The organism is Prevotellamassilia timonensis, assembly GCF_021531665.1.
In the GTDB taxonomy this organism is placed as follows: domain Bacteria; phylum Bacteroidota; class Bacteroidia; order Bacteroidales; family Bacteroidaceae; genus Alloprevotella.
In genome coordinates, this window is record NZ_JADYUH010000005.1 from 43,308 (window position 1) to 60,336 (window position 17,029).

13 protein-coding genes are annotated in these 17,029 nt (G+C 54.2%); 9 read left to right on the forward strand and 4 right to left on the reverse strand.

Annotated elements, in window-relative coordinates; translation table 11 throughout:
• Window positions 1-52: 52 nt before the first annotated feature.
• From I6E40_RS02380 to recA, 9 genes are all read left to right on the forward strand, one after another.
• Window positions 53-463, forward strand: coding sequence for an META domain-containing protein (locus tag I6E40_RS02380; protein ID WP_235385255.1), 411 nt, complete (start codon window positions 53-55; stop codon window positions 461-463).
• 187 nt (window positions 464-650) lie between these two features.
• Entirely contained in the window at window positions 651-2,345 is a 1,695-nt protein-coding gene (ettA, locus tag I6E40_RS02385; protein WP_235385256.1) for an energy-dependent translational throttle protein EttA, read from the forward strand.
• A gap of 182 nt (window positions 2,346-2,527) precedes the next feature.
• Window positions 2,528-4,705, forward strand: a complete 2,178-nt coding sequence (locus tag I6E40_RS02390) for a ComEC/Rec2 family competence protein (RefSeq protein WP_235385257.1) — start codon at window positions 2,528-2,530, stop codon at window positions 4,703-4,705.
• 43 nt (window positions 4,706-4,748) lie between these two features.
• Window positions 4,749-4,961 carry a hypothetical protein gene (locus tag I6E40_RS02395; RefSeq protein ID WP_235385258.1) on the forward strand — a complete coding sequence of 71 codons (213 nt, stop codon included), beginning with the start codon at window positions 4,749-4,751 and terminating at the stop codon, window positions 4,959-4,961.
• Between the two features lie 333 nt (window positions 4,962-5,294).
• Entirely contained in the window at window positions 5,295-6,707 is a 1,413-nt protein-coding gene (locus I6E40_RS02400) for an McrB family protein (RefSeq protein WP_235385259.1), read from the forward strand.
• A 12-nt stretch (window positions 6,708-6,719) separates the two neighbouring features.
• Window positions 6,720-9,155: a DUF2357 domain-containing protein gene (locus I6E40_RS02405; RefSeq protein WP_235385260.1), complete on the forward strand. Its 2,436-nt coding sequence runs from the start codon at window positions 6,720-6,722 to the stop codon at window positions 9,153-9,155.
• A gap of 374 nt (window positions 9,156-9,529) precedes the next feature.
• A complete protein-coding gene (locus I6E40_RS02410) occupies window positions 9,530-9,775 on the forward strand; it encodes a DUF6965 family protein (RefSeq protein WP_235385261.1) in 246 nt (81 codons plus the stop codon).
• A gap of 25 nt (window positions 9,776-9,800) precedes the next feature.
• Complete coding sequence (gene bcp, locus I6E40_RS02415) at window positions 9,801-10,277, forward strand: thioredoxin-dependent thiol peroxidase (RefSeq protein WP_235385262.1); 477 nt, start codon at window positions 9,801-9,803, stop codon at window positions 10,275-10,277.
• Between the two features lie 237 nt (window positions 10,278-10,514).
• Window positions 10,515-11,537, forward strand: coding sequence for a recombinase RecA (recA, locus tag I6E40_RS02420; protein ID WP_235385263.1), 1,023 nt, complete (start codon window positions 10,515-10,517; stop codon window positions 11,535-11,537).
• A 368-nt stretch (window positions 11,538-11,905) separates the two neighbouring features.
• Here the strand turns inward: recA and I6E40_RS02425 are convergent, their stop codons facing one another.
• The 4 genes from I6E40_RS02425 to I6E40_RS02440 are packed head-to-tail and all read right to left on the reverse strand — an operon-like array spanning window position 11,906 to window position 16,860.
• Window positions 11,906-12,631 carry a nitroreductase family protein gene (locus I6E40_RS02425; RefSeq protein WP_235385264.1) on the reverse strand — a complete coding sequence of 242 codons (726 nt, stop codon included), beginning with the start codon at window positions 12,629-12,631 and terminating at the stop codon, window positions 11,906-11,908.
• Between the two features lie 50 nt (window positions 12,632-12,681).
• A complete protein-coding gene (locus tag I6E40_RS02430; RefSeq protein ID WP_235385265.1) occupies window positions 12,682-14,157 on the reverse strand; it encodes a glycoside hydrolase domain-containing protein in 1,476 nt (491 codons plus the stop codon).
• Window positions 14,154-15,629 (reverse strand): DEAD/DEAH box helicase, encoded by a 1,476-nt coding sequence (locus tag I6E40_RS02435; protein ID WP_317207392.1) that lies wholly within the window; start codon window positions 15,627-15,629, stop codon window positions 14,154-14,156. The genes I6E40_RS02430 and I6E40_RS02435 overlap by 4 nt, the downstream gene beginning before the upstream one ends.
• A gap of 22 nt (window positions 15,630-15,651) precedes the next feature.
• Window positions 15,652-16,860: an LptF/LptG family permease gene (locus I6E40_RS02440; RefSeq protein ID WP_410897026.1), complete on the reverse strand. Its 1,209-nt coding sequence runs from the start codon at window positions 16,858-16,860 to the stop codon at window positions 15,652-15,654.
• Window positions 16,861-17,029 lie beyond the last annotated feature (169 nt).

Genomic DNA, 17,029 nt, shown 5'->3' on the forward strand with positions numbered 1-17,029 from the left:
ATATATAATATAGTATTTCATCAGTTCACACTTAAACAACCATCCCTTTCCAATGAAATCCATCTTCCTCACCCTTCTTTCTCTGGGTCTTCTCACCGCGTGTTCCGCCTCTCGCTCCGCCTACACGCTCGGCGGCGAATGGGACGTCGTGAACCTCAACGGCACCGCCATCACTCCCGACTCAACCAACACGCCCTGGCTCGGATTCAATCTCAACGAAGGACAAATCTACGGCTACACCGGCTGCAACCAACTCAACGGCGGACTTGACGCCAAAGCCCTCTTCGACGGAAAAGCCAGTTTCGACCGCATCGCCATGACCCAAAGACTCTGCCCCGACAGCCGCTACGAAAAACTCCTCATCGAGACACTCGGAAAAGTCACAGGAGTGAAAACCGACAAAAAACAAATCAAACTCCTCGACAAAGAAGGAAAAGAAATCATGACGCTCAAAAAGCGATAATAATAAGTTGCGTCAGATTTGAATGACATTTTCGAGGTCAAATTTTCACCCGAAAAAGGAGCATAGCCGTAACTATGTGACTGATGAGGGAGGAAATATGGACCGAAAAGATTTTCAAAGATGATGCAGGTTATTTTTTGAGGATTACTAAAACAATATTCCACACACACTACCGCATACAAAAAGCATGGCGACAGTTGACGACAAGAAGATAATCTTCTCCATGGTCGGGCTCTCAAAGACCATCCGACAAAACAACAAGCAAGTTCTCAAAAACATCTATCTCAGTTTCTTCTACGGTGCCAAAATTGGCATCATCGGTCTGAACGGCGCGGGAAAATCAACCCTGCTGAAAATCATCGCAGGGCTGGACCAAGACTACCAAGGCGAGGTGGTCTTCGCACCGGGCTACAGCGTGGGCTATCTGCCTCAGGACCCGCACCTTGATGACGAGAAAACCGTGCGCGAAATCGTGCAGGAAGGCGTCGCAGACGTGGTGGCAGCCCTGAAAGAGTATGAGGAAATCAACCAGAAGTTTGGATTGCCGGAATACTATGAGGACGAGAACAAAATGAACGAACTCTTCACCCGACAGGGCGAACTCCAGGACATCCTCGACGCCACCGACGCCTGGAACCTTGACTCGCGCCTCGACCGCGCCATGGCTGCGCTGCGCTGCCCGCCCGCAGACCGCATCGCCAAAAACCTCTCGGGAGGCGAAAGACGACGCGTCGCACTCTGCCGACTCCTGCTCCAAAAACCGGACGTGCTTCTCCTCGACGAACCCACCAACCACCTCGACGCAGAAAGCATCGACTGGCTGGAACAACACCTCAACCGCTACGAAGGAACGGTCATCGCCGTCACCCACGACCGCTACTTCCTCGACGACGTCGCCGGCTGGATTCTCGAACTTGACCGAGGAGAAGGGATTCCTTGGAAGGGAAACTATTCTTCCTGGCTCGAACAGAAAACCAAACGCCTCGAACAGGAAGAGAAAGCCGCCGGAAAACGACGCAAAACTTTGGAACGAGAACTCGAATGGGTGCGCATGGCTCCCAAAGCAAGACAAGCCAAGGGGAAAGCCCGACTCAATTCCTACGAACGACTCCTGAGCGAAGACCAAAAGGAGAAGGAACAGCACTTGGAGATTTTCATTCCCAACGGACCGAGACTCGGCAACAAGGTGATTGAAGCACACCACGTCGCAAAAGCCTTTGACGACAAAGTGCTATATGAAGACCTCGACTTCACCCTGCCTCCCGCCGCCATCATCGGCGTCATCGGTCCCAACGGCGTGGGAAAAACCACACTCTTCCGCCTCATCATGGGACTCGAAACACCCGACAGCGGTACGTTTGAAACGGGCGAGACGGTGCGACTTGCCTACGTGGACCAGCAGCACAAAGACATCGACCCGGAGAAGTCTGTCTATGAGGTCATCTCCGGCGGCTCGGAACTCATGCGTCTCGGCGGACGCGACGTGAACGCCCGCGCCTATCTCAGCCGCTTCAACTTCTCCGGCGCAGACCAGGAAAAGAAATGCGGCGTCCTCTCCGGCGGTGAACGAAACCGCCTGCAACTCGCCCTTGCCCTCAAACAGGAAGGCAACGTCCTGCTGCTCGACGAACCGACCAACGACATCGACATCAACACGCTCCGCGCCTTGGAAGAAGGTCTTGAAGCCTTCGCCGGCTGCGCCGTCATCATCAGCCACGACCGCTGGTTCCTCGACCGCATCTGCACACACATCCTCTCCTTCGAAGGCGACGGCAAAGTATTCTTCTTTGAAGGTTCCTACACGGACTACGAAGCCAACAAAGCCAAACGCCTCGGCATCGAAGAGCCCAAGCGTCAACGCTACCGCAAGTTGGACGAATAAACGGGTGTGCTATAGGGGCTATATATTATGGAATAAAAGCAATCAATCGTCAACTCCGCCTGATTTACGGGGAGTGTCTTGAAAATTAGGTGGCAAAACATAAGCACCTTCTTTTGAACGCTCCTTATCCTGTAGTTTATAGAACCCCTCTTAAAGTACCCGCCCAAAAACTTTCTCTTTTCATGTGGAAAATCAGACTGACTCCCTTTGAGCCCTTCCCACCGACCACGCTTCTGCGCCCTCTTTTGCTTTTGGCGTTCAGCATTTGGGTCGGCAGTCTGCTCCACACGACATTTTCTCCACAAACTTTTTTGGCAATTGCTCTTTCGGGAGCAGTTGCCTCTTTTGCTTTCGGACGCAAGGGGAAAGGCAGCATCGGGCGCGAAAGACTCTCCGCACTCTGCGCTGCCGTGACCTTCGTCGCCGCAGCGATTGCGCTGACGCTCCTCTCCTACTCCCGCGTACTGTTTCCCTGGTCCGAAGAGGCAGCCCTGCGGGTCGTGCAAGTCGAGAACGTGGTGAAAGAAACGGCGGACGAAATGCGCTGCGACGTCACCGTCATGAAAGGAGAAGGCGAAGGACACACCCTGCGCCTCACGCTGGAGGGGAAACCACGCCCGCAGGTCGGCGACTTGCTCGCCTTGAACGCCCAAGTCACCCTGCCCGGCGAAGAGAGCAAACAATGGAAGGGCTATCGCGACTTCCTCGTTCATCACGGCATCAGCGGCATCGCACACGTCAGCCCTAAACGATGGAAACTCCTGCAGGGAGAGCCGCCGCTCAAACTGCGCCACCGTCTGGAAAGAATGCGGCGCAGCCTCGTGGAAACCTTTCACGCACACTTCGCAAAAACGGGGGCTGCCTTCCTCGCCGCACTGACGCTGGGCGACCGAAGCAGCCTCTCGGCGGAAACCCGCGAACTCTTCAGCCAAATGGGCGTGGCACACGTGTTGGCGCTCTCGGGACTGCACCTCGGCGTGCTCTTCACGCTTTTCCACTTTTTCGTCCGCCGCGAGAGAATGTCCCCTAAACTCTATCTGACGGCGGAGATTCTCTTCTTCCTCTGTCTCTGGCTTTTCGTCTTTCTCGCCGGTGCTTCGCTCTCTTTGCAGCGTGCAGCGACGATGTTCACCCTGATGCAACTCGGGCAATGGTTCCAGCGGGGCGGTCAAAGCGGCGACAACCTCTGTCTCGCGGCTTTCCTCATTTTGCTCTTCTCTCCCCTCTCGCTTTTTGACCTCGGCTTTCAACTTTCCGTGATTTCCGTGGCAGGCATCCTGGCAGGACAGCACTTCCTCTGGAGCCGCCTTATCCTCTCCCCCTTTCATCCGCTATATACCTTATTATATAGTAAATCCAAAGAAAAGCAGACGAAGAAGGGAGCGTTCTTTTCCAAACTGAAGAACCGAATGCGCCTGCTGCTTCGGGAAACCCTCCTGCCGTTCCTCGCCATCTCGCTGACAGCGCAGCTGGTGACGATGCCGCTGGTGCTTTCCGTCTTTCACTTCGCCTCGCCCTACGCCCTCTTGTCCAACCTCCTCGCCGTCCCGGCGGTGACGCTGCTTCTGTTTTTCTCTCTCCTTTTTCTCTGCCTGCCGTTTGCCCGCCCTTGGTTGGCAGACGTCATGAGCGCAGTTTTGGACATGACGGAGAAAGGACTTTCCGCCCTGTCCCGCCTGCCGGGCGCCACGTGGCAAATCCACGTTTCCGACATTTCGCTGTGGCTCGTTGCGCTCGGGCTCTTTTTCCTTTTCGTATTTCTGCTGACCCGTCGGAAACGCTTGTGGATAGGTTTGTTCGTGGTCTTCACCTCCGCCGGTCTGCTTTGGGAGAGCCGCGTTCGCTGGGAGGAACGGCGGCAGCCGCGCATCGAGATTTTCTCTTCCACGAAAACGCCCTCCATGTTGCTCGTGGCATCGGAATCCCACGCCTATCTTGTCTCCGGCGTCTCCCCCGACACCGTTCGCAACGCGACGGACATCTTCGGCGAGGAAGCAGCACGCGCCATCCTCCACACCGAGCCTCAAGTCGTGAAAAACGATTTCCGCGACCACTTCCTCATGCGCCGCCGCCAACACCTGCTCCTCGCGAACGTTTCAGTGGTCTGGGCAGACAGCACGGCACTGCACGCCGCTCCCCACGTGGTGGACGTGCTGGTCGTGACGCCGGAGTGTCCGAAGAAAGCCTCCCAACTGCTCCTCACCTATCGCCCGCGCCGCGTTGTGCTCACCGGACGCCAGCCCGTCCGGTTCCGCACCGCCCTCCGCGAAGCCTGCGAAAAGGAACAGATTCCCTTCCACAACACGCAAACCGACGGAACCTTTGTCCTGCGTCTGCACAGCGAAGAAGGAGAAAGATAGAGGACACGCCCCACGGTTTTTTCATCATAAGCAAGGCTCTATCATGGTTATTCTGAAAAGTGTTGATACCTTTGCAGTGAGCTTAAGTGATGTTCTTTTCATCTCTAAGAACTCAAAATCACTCATCTCAACCCCAATTTTAGGACACCCAAACCAAGAACAATTGGCTGAGCGTGTGCGTCTCTTACAAAAGGAGTTGCAGGAGACCAAACGTTTGATGGGAAAGGTGGGTGATGCAGAAAACTCACAAAGTTGAAAGAATGTTTTTAACATTGAGAGAATAAACATAAAGTTGAATCATCTTTTCGCTGGGATAGGCGGTGTGAGGCAATTAGTAAGAGACAAATAATAAAAGCAAAGGATTATGGACACGAAAAGTGAATACAATAAGGAGTTTTTTGTCAAGGAATTGGTCTCGTTGTTTACCGATTCCAATATTGCCATTACTGCAGCAGGTGGAATTTTTACATTTAAGTATGGACATTATATTGTCGACAAATATACTCCGACGGAATTGATGGAGGCGGCACACAATGCTGACAGTCGAGTAAAAGCGAGATATGCAGCCGAACTGAATGCAGCATTCTTAATGTTTAAATATTTCAAGAAGCATCCAGATGAATTTGTGTTGGGTAAGCAACAGACTGAGCCTCGAAAATATACAATAAATTGTACACATCGACCTTCCACATCCCCCTACCTCACCGCCATCCGCACCAAGCCCTTCCTTCTTCTTGCCGGCATTTCCGGCACAGGCAAGAGTCGAATCGTGCGGGAGTTCGCTTTCAAGTCGTGTCCAAAGTGTTTGCAGGACAAGGCGGGCACCACGCCGGGAAACTACTGCATGATTGAGGTGAAGCCAAATTGGCATGACTCGACAGAGTTGTTGGGGTATTACAGCCGGTTGGGCAAGGCGGGGTATCAGTTCACGAAGTTCGTCAAGTTCCTGGTGAAAGCAAAGATGTTCCCCAACGTTCCCTTCTTCGTTTGTCTGGACGAGATGAACCTGGCACCTGTCGAACAGTACTTTGCGGAGATTCTGAGCATACTGGAAACACGCAAGCATCCGAAGAATCCGGAAACAGGCGAGGTGGACATGAGTCTCGTCAAAACCGAGCCCATCATCGATGCGCAGTATTTCCGCGAACTATCTCCCATGCCCCTCGCAAAGAATGCCCATACGGGAGAGCTTTTCAGCAGTAAGCTGACCGACAGGGACATCTACCTCAAACTCTTTGACATCGACACCGAAAGCGACATCAACGAAGAGGTGGGCAGCCGCACAGAACTGACCACGGAAGGTCTCACCCTTCCCGACAATGTCGTCATCATCGGTACGGTCAACATGGACGACACCACACACCAGTTCTCCCGCAAGGTGATTGACCGTGCTATGACCATTGAAATGAATGGAGGCAATTTGCGCAACATGTTCGGTGGCAGCCGGGACTTGGACTATCTGCCCGAGGAAGAACAGCAACACTGGCAGCATGCTTTCACTCGCCACTATGTGACGGCAGACGAGGTGCTGGAGGCACATCCGGATGTCGCAGAAGAACTGATGGAAGAACTTCCCGCACAGTTGGAAGCCATCAACAAGGCGTTGAAAGGCACTCCCTTCGAAGTGAGTTATCGCGTGCTGAATGAACTGACCATCATGGTGGGCGTGATGCTCGACGAAGGCAAGACGCCGGAGGAAGCCATCGCACAATCCGTGAACCACATCCTGCTGATGAAGATTCTGCCGCGCATGGAGGGCGATGCGGAAATGTTTGCCTTGTCAAGAGAATATAAGAACAAGATGGGTGTTTCTCACGACAACCGCCTGGAATGGCTGAAAGAGTTGGCTCCGAACCTCAACGAGCCTTCCCTCGACACCGCATCGGACGATGCCGGCGCAGAAGAGCCGGCGGACAAGGAACATCCACAGACAGCCAAGGAGAAGATAGAAGAAATGATTGACAGACTGAACAATCAGGAGTTCACCCGGTTCTGGCCGTAACCGTACAGACTCATGCAGACAGAGGTTTTAAGATTCACCCATCCCGACTATGAAGTCATTGTCCGCACGCAGGACATCGGCTACTCGTGGGAACGCTTCAAGGGACGCATCAATTATTCGAGGAGAGAAAATCCCATGATTGAAGCGCCGGAGGCATATTGCCGCTATGCCTCAAAAGATGAATGTGAACTTTGTCTGTACAGCCCGATGACGGGAAGGCAGACCAACGAGGAGGCGGAGACAAGGCTCGAAGCCGGCAAGGTGTGGGAGAAGTTGTGGCCTGTCGTCTTCGAAACCTGCAAATATCAAGTACGTTTGCTCTTCCACGGGGTGGACAAAGACTCCGTGCCGGAAATCCGACACGTCAGAAAAGACATCGAGGACAGTTTCTTTCTGGATGAAGAACTGAGCGGAAGGGAAGAAAAAAGCCTCACGGGTGAGTTGGACTTCCTGAATGAACCGGGCGTGTTCAAACTGGATTTCTCCTATCAGAAGAACGGTGTCCGCAAAGACAGCTACGTGACATTCGATGTTGTGTCGCCCAAACTCGACACAAAAAACGACTACAAGTCTCTGTTGCGGGAAGTCAACGAGGAATATGAAAACGTCATCTATCGCTATCTGAGCATCACGCTTCAGCAGTTCAGTCGGGGTCGAATCAACACCGATGCCACGTGGATGGCTGCATTTCAAAGCGTGGTGGAGGACTATGTGAAGAACGTGAAACGCGTGATTCAGAACCCTCATTCGCAGATTGTGCGCTTCCGCACCTCCCGAAAAGCAGAACAAATCAAGCACTGGACGCCTGCCATGGAGGAACGCTATGGCGAGGTGGAGAAGGAGGGTAAGTTGGAAGAGCATCACTTTGGCTATCATGAAGTGCGCTCCACCCATGACACGCTGGAGAACCGATTTGTGAAACATACGCTTCAAAGCATTGGTCGACGGCTCTCGTCCGTGATTGCCACCGTGCTCAGTTCCTCGCAAGAAGAACTCTCAGAACGACACCGACGGATGTGGACAAACCATCAGGAGGCTCTGAGAAAACTGTCGAAACATCCTTTCTTCAAAACCGTGAGCCGCTTCGACGGCATGAAACAGGAAAGTCTCGTGCTGCAAAGTCGACCGGGCTACCAGCAGATATATAAGGACTGGCTGAAACTGAAACGAGGCATTGACCTGTATAATGGCGCGGCAAACATCGGTACGCTGCAAATCTGGGAAATCTATGAACTGTGGTGCTTCATCAAAATGAAGAAACTCGTGGCGGATGCCATGGGCATTGACCACCACAAACCCTCACACGAACAACTCGTGACGGAACCGAAGGGAACGCTGCTCAACCCGTTCACAAATTCCTCCTTGGAACACATCGTGGAATATCGCTATCCCCAAGCAGAGGAAAATGACACGGAAGAACGCAAGGCGCAGCTGGCAGCACACGCGGGGGACGTGGTGACGCTTCACTATCAACACACGTTCAACCGCACGAGCGGTCGAGAGGACTATGGCATGGGCATCCACACGGCAACCACAGAACAACGCCCGGACATCGTGCTGAACATCCGCAAGGAAACCGGCGAAGTGGTGCTGACCTATCTCTATGATGCGAAATACCGTGTCATCAACGACAAAAAACTCGACCGTGATTTCGAGGAGCAGGATATCGCCGAAATGGGCGTCCTCCCGGGAGGAGACTATCCGCCGACGGACGCCATCAACCAGATGCACCGCTACCGCGATGCCATCTACTACAGCAAAGAGCATGAACCCTATCGTGCCAAAGAAATCATCGGCGGCTATATTCTCTTCCCCGGACGTGGCAGTGATGAATACATCCGGCAGCGCTACTACAGTGCGAGTGTGGAGAGCGTGAACATCGGCGCTTTCCCGCTGCTACCCCACAGCGACTCCCTGCTGCGCGACCATCTGGCTGACATTCTGATGCGATTCACGGCAGCAGATGCGCATGTGGCGAAAGCCAAGCCGCAACGCACACTGGCTTACGTCACCGAAGAAGAGAAAGCAGGAATGATGCCGGACGATTTGGTGATGGTGGCTGTGGCAGGCAGTGAGGAGAAACGGCAGTGGACGTTTGACCGTCTTTGGTATAACATACCCTTGGAAAAAATTGCCGATTCACCGTGGAATCAGGCGAAATATCTGCTTCTCTATGTCAAGGGAGAGAAATTCGTGGGAAACCTCTGTAAGATTGTCCGCACCAATCACGACGTGTGGACAAAGGAAAAGTTGGAAGGAGAGAACTATCCGGGCACTCCCCAGCATCCGGCTTATTTCATGATTCGAATAAGGAAAGCCAAAGATACGGACGTCGAACTACAAAAATATCAATTCAACGTCAAGGACATCCCCGACAGGTATTGGGGAAACGAACGCAAGCCATTCATGCTGGTCAAACTGAGTGTTTTGAAGAAAATGAAACTGTAAAAAATGTGGTTGCCCGCAGTCCGCAGCGGTCGGATGTACCGACGGAGAAGCAGGACTTACTTGACGCCTATTTGACAGTCGAATGGGTGTAATGACTCAACGATGACGTAGGATGTGGAGGTAAAGTTTTTGGAGACTACGCGGTGACGATGGTCTCTAACGCTGCTTGAATGCTTACCTGACGCTGTCGGACGGCACGCGGTGGTAGGGTTCGTACCCTTGTTTAACCCTACACTATACATAAAGATAGAGGACACGCCCAAACTTTTTGCCGTGCGCAACCCGCTAAATCAACCCGATTGTCTAAATTTGCAAAGCAAACATTTCTCGGGCGGCGCGTGCCACACTCTCTTCCACGCCCCCCACACAGCACAATGGAATTCAAAAGCCACTACACAAAAGAAGAAATCGAAGAAGCGGAAGCCTGGCTTCAAGAACGATGGGACAAACTGCCAAGTGACTTCCAGTTGGACGAAGCCACCAAAATCACGGACTTGAAACGCACACTCGAAAACCTGATTCACATCGCCAAAGAGTTGCACAACAATCCGACCTACACCGGACAAATCTTCCTCCTCTTCAAAATCAAAGACAAACTCCAAGAAGACGGAATCGACTGACTCCGCTTCCTCATTCCTCCATCTCATGTTGCAAAAAGGTGAACTCGCTCCCGAACTCTCGGGGCTCGACGAAAATGGCTGCGAACTGAAAATCTCTGACTTCCGCGGCAAAACGCTCATCGTCTATTTCTATCCCAAAGACAGCACACCGGGCTGCACCGCCGAGGCGTGCAACTTCCGTGACCACCACTCCGAACTCCTCCGGGCAGGCTGCGAGGTCATTGGCGTCAGCATTGATTCTGCCGCCTCCCACCTCCGCTTCATCGCCAAGCAGGAACTGAACTTCCACCTCGTGGCTGACACCGACAAGAAATGGGTCGAAGCCTTCGGCGTCTGGGGAGAAAAGAAAATGTATGGAAGAAGTTATATGGGGACGTTCCGCACCACCTTCATCATTGACGCCGAAGGACGCATCGCCCACGTCTTCGCCCCCTCCGACATCAAAACCAAAACACACGCCGAGCAAGTCCTCAAATGGCTCAAAGCAGAAGAAAAGGCGTGAGAGAAAAACATCGCATAATCAATACAGGGGTGTTCTATAAATTACGGGATAAGGAACGTTCAAAAGAAAGTGCTTACGTTTTGGTCGCTTTTCGTTTCTTAGCGCGCCCTTTTGTAAGTTTCGTCAGTCACATAGCCCGCTATGCTCCTTCCTCAACTGACAAAAGTTCATCTCTAAGAAATCAAAAATCAACTCAACCTAATTTTTAGAACGCCCCTACAAAACATTCAAATATTTATGGCAAACAACACAGACAACGCCAATCCGAATGCCGAACGGCTGAAGGCTCTTCAAGCCGCCATGGCAAAAATTGAAAAGGACTTCGGCAAAGGCTCCATCATGAAACTCGGAGACGAAAGCGTCGAAGACGTGGACACCATCCCGACCGGCAGCCTCTCCCTTGACGCAGCCCTGGGCGTGGGAGGCTATCCCAAAGGACGCATCATCGAAATCTTCGGTCCCGAATCTTCAGGTAAAACCACCCTCGCGCTCCACGCCATCGCCGAAGCACAGAAAGCAGGCGGACTCGCTGCCTTCATCGACGCTGAACACGCACTCGACCGCTTCTACGCAGCCAAACTCGGCGTGAACACTGATGACCTCCTCATCTCGCAGCCGGACAACGGCGAACAAGCCCTCGAAATCGCAGACCAACTCATCCGCTCCTCTGCCATCGACATCATCGTGATTGACTCCGTCGCAGCACTCACGCCAAAAGCGGAAATCGAAGGCGACATGGGAGACAACAAAGTCGGACTCCAAGCCCGACTCATGAGCCAGGCACTCCGAAAACTCACCTCCAGCATCAGCAAAACGAACACCACCTGCATCTTCATCAACCAGTTGAGAGAGAAGATTGGAATCATGTTCGGTAACCCCGAAACCACCACGGGCGGAAACGCACTGAAGTTCTACGCCAGCGTGCGCCTTGACATCCGCCGCGTCACCACCTTGAAAGACGGCGACACGCCCATCGGCAACCAAGTCCGCGTGAAAATCGTGAAGAACAAGGTGGCTCCCCCATTCCGCAAAGCGGAGTTCGAAATCACCTTCGGAGAAGGCATCTCCCGCGCCGGCGAGATTGTGGACCTCGGCGTGGAACTCGGCATCCTCAAAAAGAGCGGTTCATGGTTCAGTTACGGAGAAACACGCCTCGGGCAGGGACGCGACGCTGTGAAAAAACTCATCAAGGACAACCCCGAACTCTCCGAGGAAATCGAAGCACAAATCGCAGAAGCACTCAAAGACAAACACGAATAAGCAGTTCGCACGCGAAACGAACAAAATCGCAAAAGGGCTTCGCGCCCACACTTTACATACAGAACACGTCAGAATTCCCGTAATTCTGACGTGTTTTTTTGAGGGGTCCACCTCTGCGACCCTTTCTCCGCCTTGCAAATACACCCCGGAAGCACTGCCCCAAACTTCTGCAAGCCGCTTCATCGCTTGAGGGTGAAGCCAAAATGTGCATTTTGGCTTCACCCTCGAAGGCGCGTCAGAATGGCTAAGATGCAAGGCACTGAGGATGAGGGCGCAAGGAGTGTACTGAAGTACATGACCAAGCCCGAATCCGATAGCAATGCAGCAGATTGGCTATTATGACGCACCGCCATATTATTGCTGTACGTTCATTCCAAAAAACCTTGCCGGCGGAGGGCTTGCAAAAGTTCAGCGGAGAAGGCTTCGCAGTCAGCGGCAGAATAGCGGATGTCGGTGAAGATTTGTGCCAGGGTTTCGGTGTGGTTGATGCGGACGAACTCTTGGTTCTCGGGCAACGCCTCACGGGCAGCAAAGTCTCGGTCAATGGTCTCCGGCGTGACGGGAGCGTAGGTCTCTTGGTGGACGTATGCCGTGGCGGGCAGACGGTCAGTCGGCGCGGGATGCTCGTCGGGCCAGCCGAGGGTCAGTGTTGCCACGGGCATGACGAGTTTCGGAAGACGAAGGAGGCGAATGATTTCCAACGGTTTATAGACCGTCGTACCCAAGAAACACATTCCGAGCCCGAGAGATTCTGCCAAGTCACAGAAGCGCTGACAGAAGAGGAGGGCATCGGTGGCAGCGTTCTGATAGGACAGGAAGTTGCCGTAGCCCGGATGCCCCTTGCGCTGCAGTGCCCACTCCGTGGTGCGGTGATAGTCCGCACAGAAGGTGAGAACGACGGGGGCGTTCGTCACCATGGGCTGGTTGAAATGAAAAGGAGCGAGTTGCTGCTTCATCTCGGCGTCGCGGGTGACAACGACACTGTAGAGTTGCAAATTCCCCATGGTCTGGGCACGGGCGGCTTCTTCGAGAAGACTTTGGAGCAGCGACTCCGACACGGGACGGCTGCTGTAACGACGAATGGTTTGACGCATATAATATATAACTACGCTGAGTTTTTTGAATGCTCCTTATTCCGTAATTCTTATAACTCTCTCTCACAATTCACCTGCAAGATGCCGCCTTTTAGGAGTTCCGAGGAGGCAATGGAGGGCGCGGACAAGGCGGCGCCGTTCCAACGGGGACGGGTGACGCGGAGTCGCTGCGGGGTGTTGCCGCGGGTGTGGAAGACGAGGCGACGGCTGCCGGTGTAGTGGAAGGTCACGACATTGAAAAGGGGACGCACGATGGCAACTTCACCGTTTTCGGCGGGACGGAAGCCGATGGCGTTGGCAACGAACCAAAGGGCATGGTCAATTGTGAAGGCACTGCCGTCGGCGGCTTTGCCGTGCAGCAAGTTGCGAGCATAGTGGCGAAGGAGGCTGTCCGTGGCAGCGGCGTCAGCCTGCGGATGAAGACCCTGCGGATAGCGTTCCAGCAAGGCTTTCAGCAACGGCGCGGCATCGGTTTGTTTCTTCAACTCGGGCAGCTCGCTTTTCAACTGTCCCAACGCGGTGAAGAAGGCGGCGCGGAGAGAAGCATCCATGGTGCCGACCTCAAGAATCGAACTCCACGGGTCTTTCTGTTCGCTGACTGCGACAGCGCTCGAGGGGCGGGGCGGTTTGAGCGTGCGGTCCACGGGCTTCTTGGGATTCACGCGGGGTTTGACCGGGAGCGAAGAGGAGGTGTTGGGGGAAGTGTTGTCTGCGACGTAGGCGGGAGCGGGTGCCGGACGTTTCTTGCGTGCCTGTGCCAAGGAGCGCGGCGGATTGGCACCCGTCAGTTGGAGACAGGCTTGCGCCGCACTGACCGACGACACGGACGACTCCACGGTCAGCACCTCGCCGGGCTTGAGATCAAAGGTGAAGGCGGCTTTGCAGCGCGCCTCGGAACTGCCGTCGGCGAGTTTCACTTTCTCGCGGCGCACGTTGAAGGTTTTGAAGGTGTGGGAGAAGCGGGCGTAATAGTACTCGTCGGGTTGCTGCGGACTGTCTGCATAGCCGCGCTTGTGTGCCTCCACCGTGCGGCGATCGACAAAATAGAAGTCCATGTCTTCGCAGCCTGCGCCGGTCGCGCTGTGGTCGATGTCAATCAGGAAGCCTTTGTCGGCAAGTGTGTCGGGAAAGGTGTAGCGTTGCACCCAGCGCGTCGGAGCGGTCGTGATGTCCGCACGCACGCCATAGCGTTCCAAGAGATAGGAGAAAGAACGAGACGGCGCGGCGGCAGGCAACACCTGATAGCCCGAAGAATATGCCATGAACTGCGTGGAGTCCTTCTCGCCGACATAGACCCAGACGGGGTCACCGACAAAGGGAATCTGGAGGAAGCCGGACTGCAGCGGACGACCACCGCTTTGAAGGAAACCGCTGAGCAGGCTGTCATCGTAGGGAGCATAGGGGCTGTCGGCGGTGTGCAGTCTGACGATGGGACGGAACTCCGCTTCTTCCACCTGCGCCAAAAGAGAGAGCGAGGCGGTCAAGGACACCATTAATATATATATACGGAGTGTGCTGAGTTTCATGCGGAAGTGGAGTTTTGGTTTTCGGAAGCGTTTTTCTTGCCGGAGCGTCCTCTACCGTGACGACGTTTGCGCTTGGTTTCTTCCGAGCGTTTGTTTTCGCCTTCCACTTTTTTGTACGAAGCCTTTTTCTCGCCACCTTTCTTTTGTTCGCCTTTCTTGCCGGAATCGCCGCGCCTGCCTTTTTTGCCGCCGCGTTTTTCTCCGCCGCGTCCGCGATGGTTTTCGTCGCGGGTCCCTTTCTGCGGGGCAGAGACGCCTTCGGGGAGTTCGGCACGCGGAATCCGCAGATGAAGCACGCGCTCAATCTGTGAGAGACGGGGCAGGTCTTTCTCGCCAATCAGGGTGACGGCACGACCGTCTTTTCCGGCGCGGGCAGTGCGTCCAATGCGGTGGACATAGTCCTCGGCATCGTGGGGAGCGTCATAGTTAATCACCATCGTGATGTCGTCAATGTCCAAACCGCGCGCCACGATGTCCGTGGCGACCATGAGGTCAATCTGTGCGGCGCGGAAGAGGTTGATGACTTCGTCGCGTTCCTTCTGTTCGAGGTCGGAGTGCATGGCTCGGACGTTGTAGCCCTTGCGTTTCAAGACAATCGCGAGTTCCTTGACCTTCTGCTTGGAGGAGCAGAAGAGGATGACACGGCGGGGTGGATGTTCCTCGAACACTTTTTTCAGAACGAGAGGTTTGTGAGCCTCCGCGCAGACATAGACGCACTGGCTGATGTTGTCGGCAGGCTTGGAAACGGCAATTTCTACTTCGACGGGGTTGCGCATGACGGTGCGAGCCAGTTCCGCGATGCGCGGCGGCATGGTGGCGGAGAAGAGCACGGTCTGTCGTTCCTTCGGCATCTGCTTGACGATGGTCATGATGTCCTCGGCGAAGCCCATGTCCAACATGCGGTCTGCTTCGTCCAACACGAGGTGGGTGGTGCGGCTGAGGTCAAGGTTGCCGAGTTGGAGGTGGGTGATGAGACGCCCGGGCGTGGCGAGCACAATGTCCGCACCTGCGGAGAAGGAGCGACGCTCCTGTTCGTAACGGATGCCATCGTTGCCGCCATAGACGGCGACGGAGCGTATGCCGGCGTAGTAGGAGAAGCCTTGCAGCGCCTGGTCGATTTGTCGGGCGAGTTCTCGGGTCGGAGCGACGACGAGACAGTTCACGGCGTCCTCGGGATGCGGTTCGCGAGCCAGGAGGGTAAGGAGCGGGAGAAGATATGCCGCCGTCTTGCCCGTACCGGTCTGTGCGACGCCGAGGACGTCGCGTCCTTCAAGAATGGGAGGAATGCAACGGGCTTGAACAGGCGTGCACTTTTCAAAGCGCATGTCGTAGAGTGCGTCAAGCACGTCGTCGGAAAGGTCCAGGTCTTCAAAAAAGACGGTGTTGCCGTCTTTTTCTTCTGCGGACGATGACACGTTGGGTGCGTCCGTCACTTTGGTTGCGTCCGTCGTGGGTTCTTCAGGATTTGTCATGGAAAAGTGAAACAAGCGTGCCTCACTGCGGCGTGCGTCGGAAGAGCACGAAAGCAATGATGGCAAAAATGATGTTGGGAATCCAAACCGAAATCATGACGGGCCAGCCGGCGTTGATGGCGAAGGTGGCAGAGATGGTTTGGAAGAGGATATAGGCGAAACTCAGAGCGATGCCGACGCCAATGCTGGCACCCATGCCGCCCTTGCGTTTTTCACAGGAGAGACTCACGCCGATGAGGGTGAGGATGAAGGCAGCGAAGGGAGTGGCGAAGCGTTTGTGGTATTCCACTTCAAACGTACTGACGCCGGCTGCTCCACGGAGTTTTTGTCGTCCGATGAACTCTTTGAGTTGGGGGACGGTCATGGTTTCTTGTTGATTGCGGACGTAGAAGAGGTCCTTGGGTTCCATGAGCAGCATGGTGTCGAGTCGGTTTCCACTCTCGAGTTTCTCGCGCATTCCCTGCAGCGTTCGGATGTGATAGTCTCGGAGCGTCCAGGAGAAGCGGCGCTCGGAGAGGGTGTCATATTCAATGCGCTGCGCCGTCAGGTGGGACACGAGTTTCTTGTTCTCGAACTTGTCGAGCGAGAAGCCGTAGCCGCTCTTCGTGATGTTGTCGAAGTGGGTGATATATGCCACGACGCCCGTATCTACCTGCATCTGGACATTATCGACGGAAGTGATTTCTCCTCGTTTTCTGATGTAGCGGTTCTCGAAGTTGACGCGTGAGACGTTGCTCTGGGGAATGACGTAGGCGCCAAGGATGAAGGTGGCGAGGGCGATGATGCCCGCGCTGACCATGTAGGGGCGGAGCAGGCGTCGGAAACTCATGCCCGTGGATTTCATCGCAATTATCTCGCTGTTGTCGGCGAGTTTGGAAGTAAAGAAAATGACGGCGATGAAAACGAAGAGGGGGCTGAAGAGGTTGGCGAAGTAGGGAATGAAATTGACGTAGTAGTCGAAGATAATCTTCTGCATCGGCGCGTGACTGACGGTGAGTTTGTCGATTTTCTCGTTGTAGTCGAAGATGACGGCAATCACGACGATGATGGTGATGAGGAAGATGTAGGTGCTGAGGAACTTGTAGATAATGTATCGGTCAATCCTTCCAATCACAGGTTTTCCTCCCGTCAGCCCGACTTTCTCGGAAAGGGACTTGAGAAAGTGCCACAGCGACTTGCCGGACCGGACAGCCAAGCGACGAAACGTTTGAAGAAGAGAAGGAATTGACATGATTCTGATGAAGGAAGCGCCTGGGGCGCGGTTCAAAAATTATATTCTGAGAGTTTCAAGGGTTGGAGTTGAGCGGCACCGACTCTTTGACTCTTTGACCCTTAGTCTCTTTGACTCTTAGTCTCTTTGACCCTTAGTCTCTTAGTCTCTTTGACTCTTAGTCTCTTTG

Bases quoted from the DNA above. Each gene is read 5' to 3' on its own strand.
- I6E40_RS02380 (WP_235385255.1), top strand. From the start codon at position 53: ATGAAATCCATCTTCCTCACCCTTCTTTCTCTGGGTCTTCTCACCGCG.
- ettA (WP_235385256.1), top strand. From the start codon at position 651: ATGGCGACAGTTGACGACAAGAAGATAATCTTCTCCATGGTCGGGCTC.
- I6E40_RS02390 (WP_235385257.1), top strand. From the start codon at position 2,528: ATGTGGAAAATCAGACTGACTCCCTTTGAGCCCTTCCCACCGACCACG.
- I6E40_RS02395 (WP_235385258.1), top strand. From the start codon at position 4,749: ATGGTTATTCTGAAAAGTGTTGATACCTTTGCAGTGAGCTTAAGTGAT.
- I6E40_RS02400 (WP_235385259.1), top strand. From the start codon at position 5,295: ATGTTTAAATATTTCAAGAAGCATCCAGATGAATTTGTGTTGGGTAAG.
- I6E40_RS02405 (WP_235385260.1), top strand. From the start codon at position 6,720: ATGCAGACAGAGGTTTTAAGATTCACCCATCCCGACTATGAAGTCATT.
- I6E40_RS02410 (WP_235385261.1), top strand. From the start codon at position 9,530: ATGGAATTCAAAAGCCACTACACAAAAGAAGAAATCGAAGAAGCGGAA.
- bcp (WP_235385262.1), top strand. From the start codon at position 9,801: ATGTTGCAAAAAGGTGAACTCGCTCCCGAACTCTCGGGGCTCGACGAA.
- recA (WP_235385263.1), top strand. From the start codon at position 10,515: ATGGCAAACAACACAGACAACGCCAATCCGAATGCCGAACGGCTGAAG.
- I6E40_RS02425 (WP_235385264.1), bottom strand. From the start codon at position 12,631: ATGCGTCAAACCATTCGTCGTTACAGCAGCCGTCCCGTGTCGGAGTCG.
- I6E40_RS02430 (WP_235385265.1), bottom strand. From the start codon at position 14,157: ATGAAACTCAGCACACTCCGTATATATATATTAATGGTGTCCTTGACC.
- I6E40_RS02435 (WP_317207392.1), bottom strand. From the start codon at position 15,629: ATGACAAATCCTGAAGAACCCACGACGGACGCAACCAAAGTGACGGAC.
- I6E40_RS02440 (WP_410897026.1), bottom strand. From the start codon at position 16,860: ATGTCAATTCCTTCTCTTCTTCAAACGTTTCGTCGCTTGGCTGTCCGG.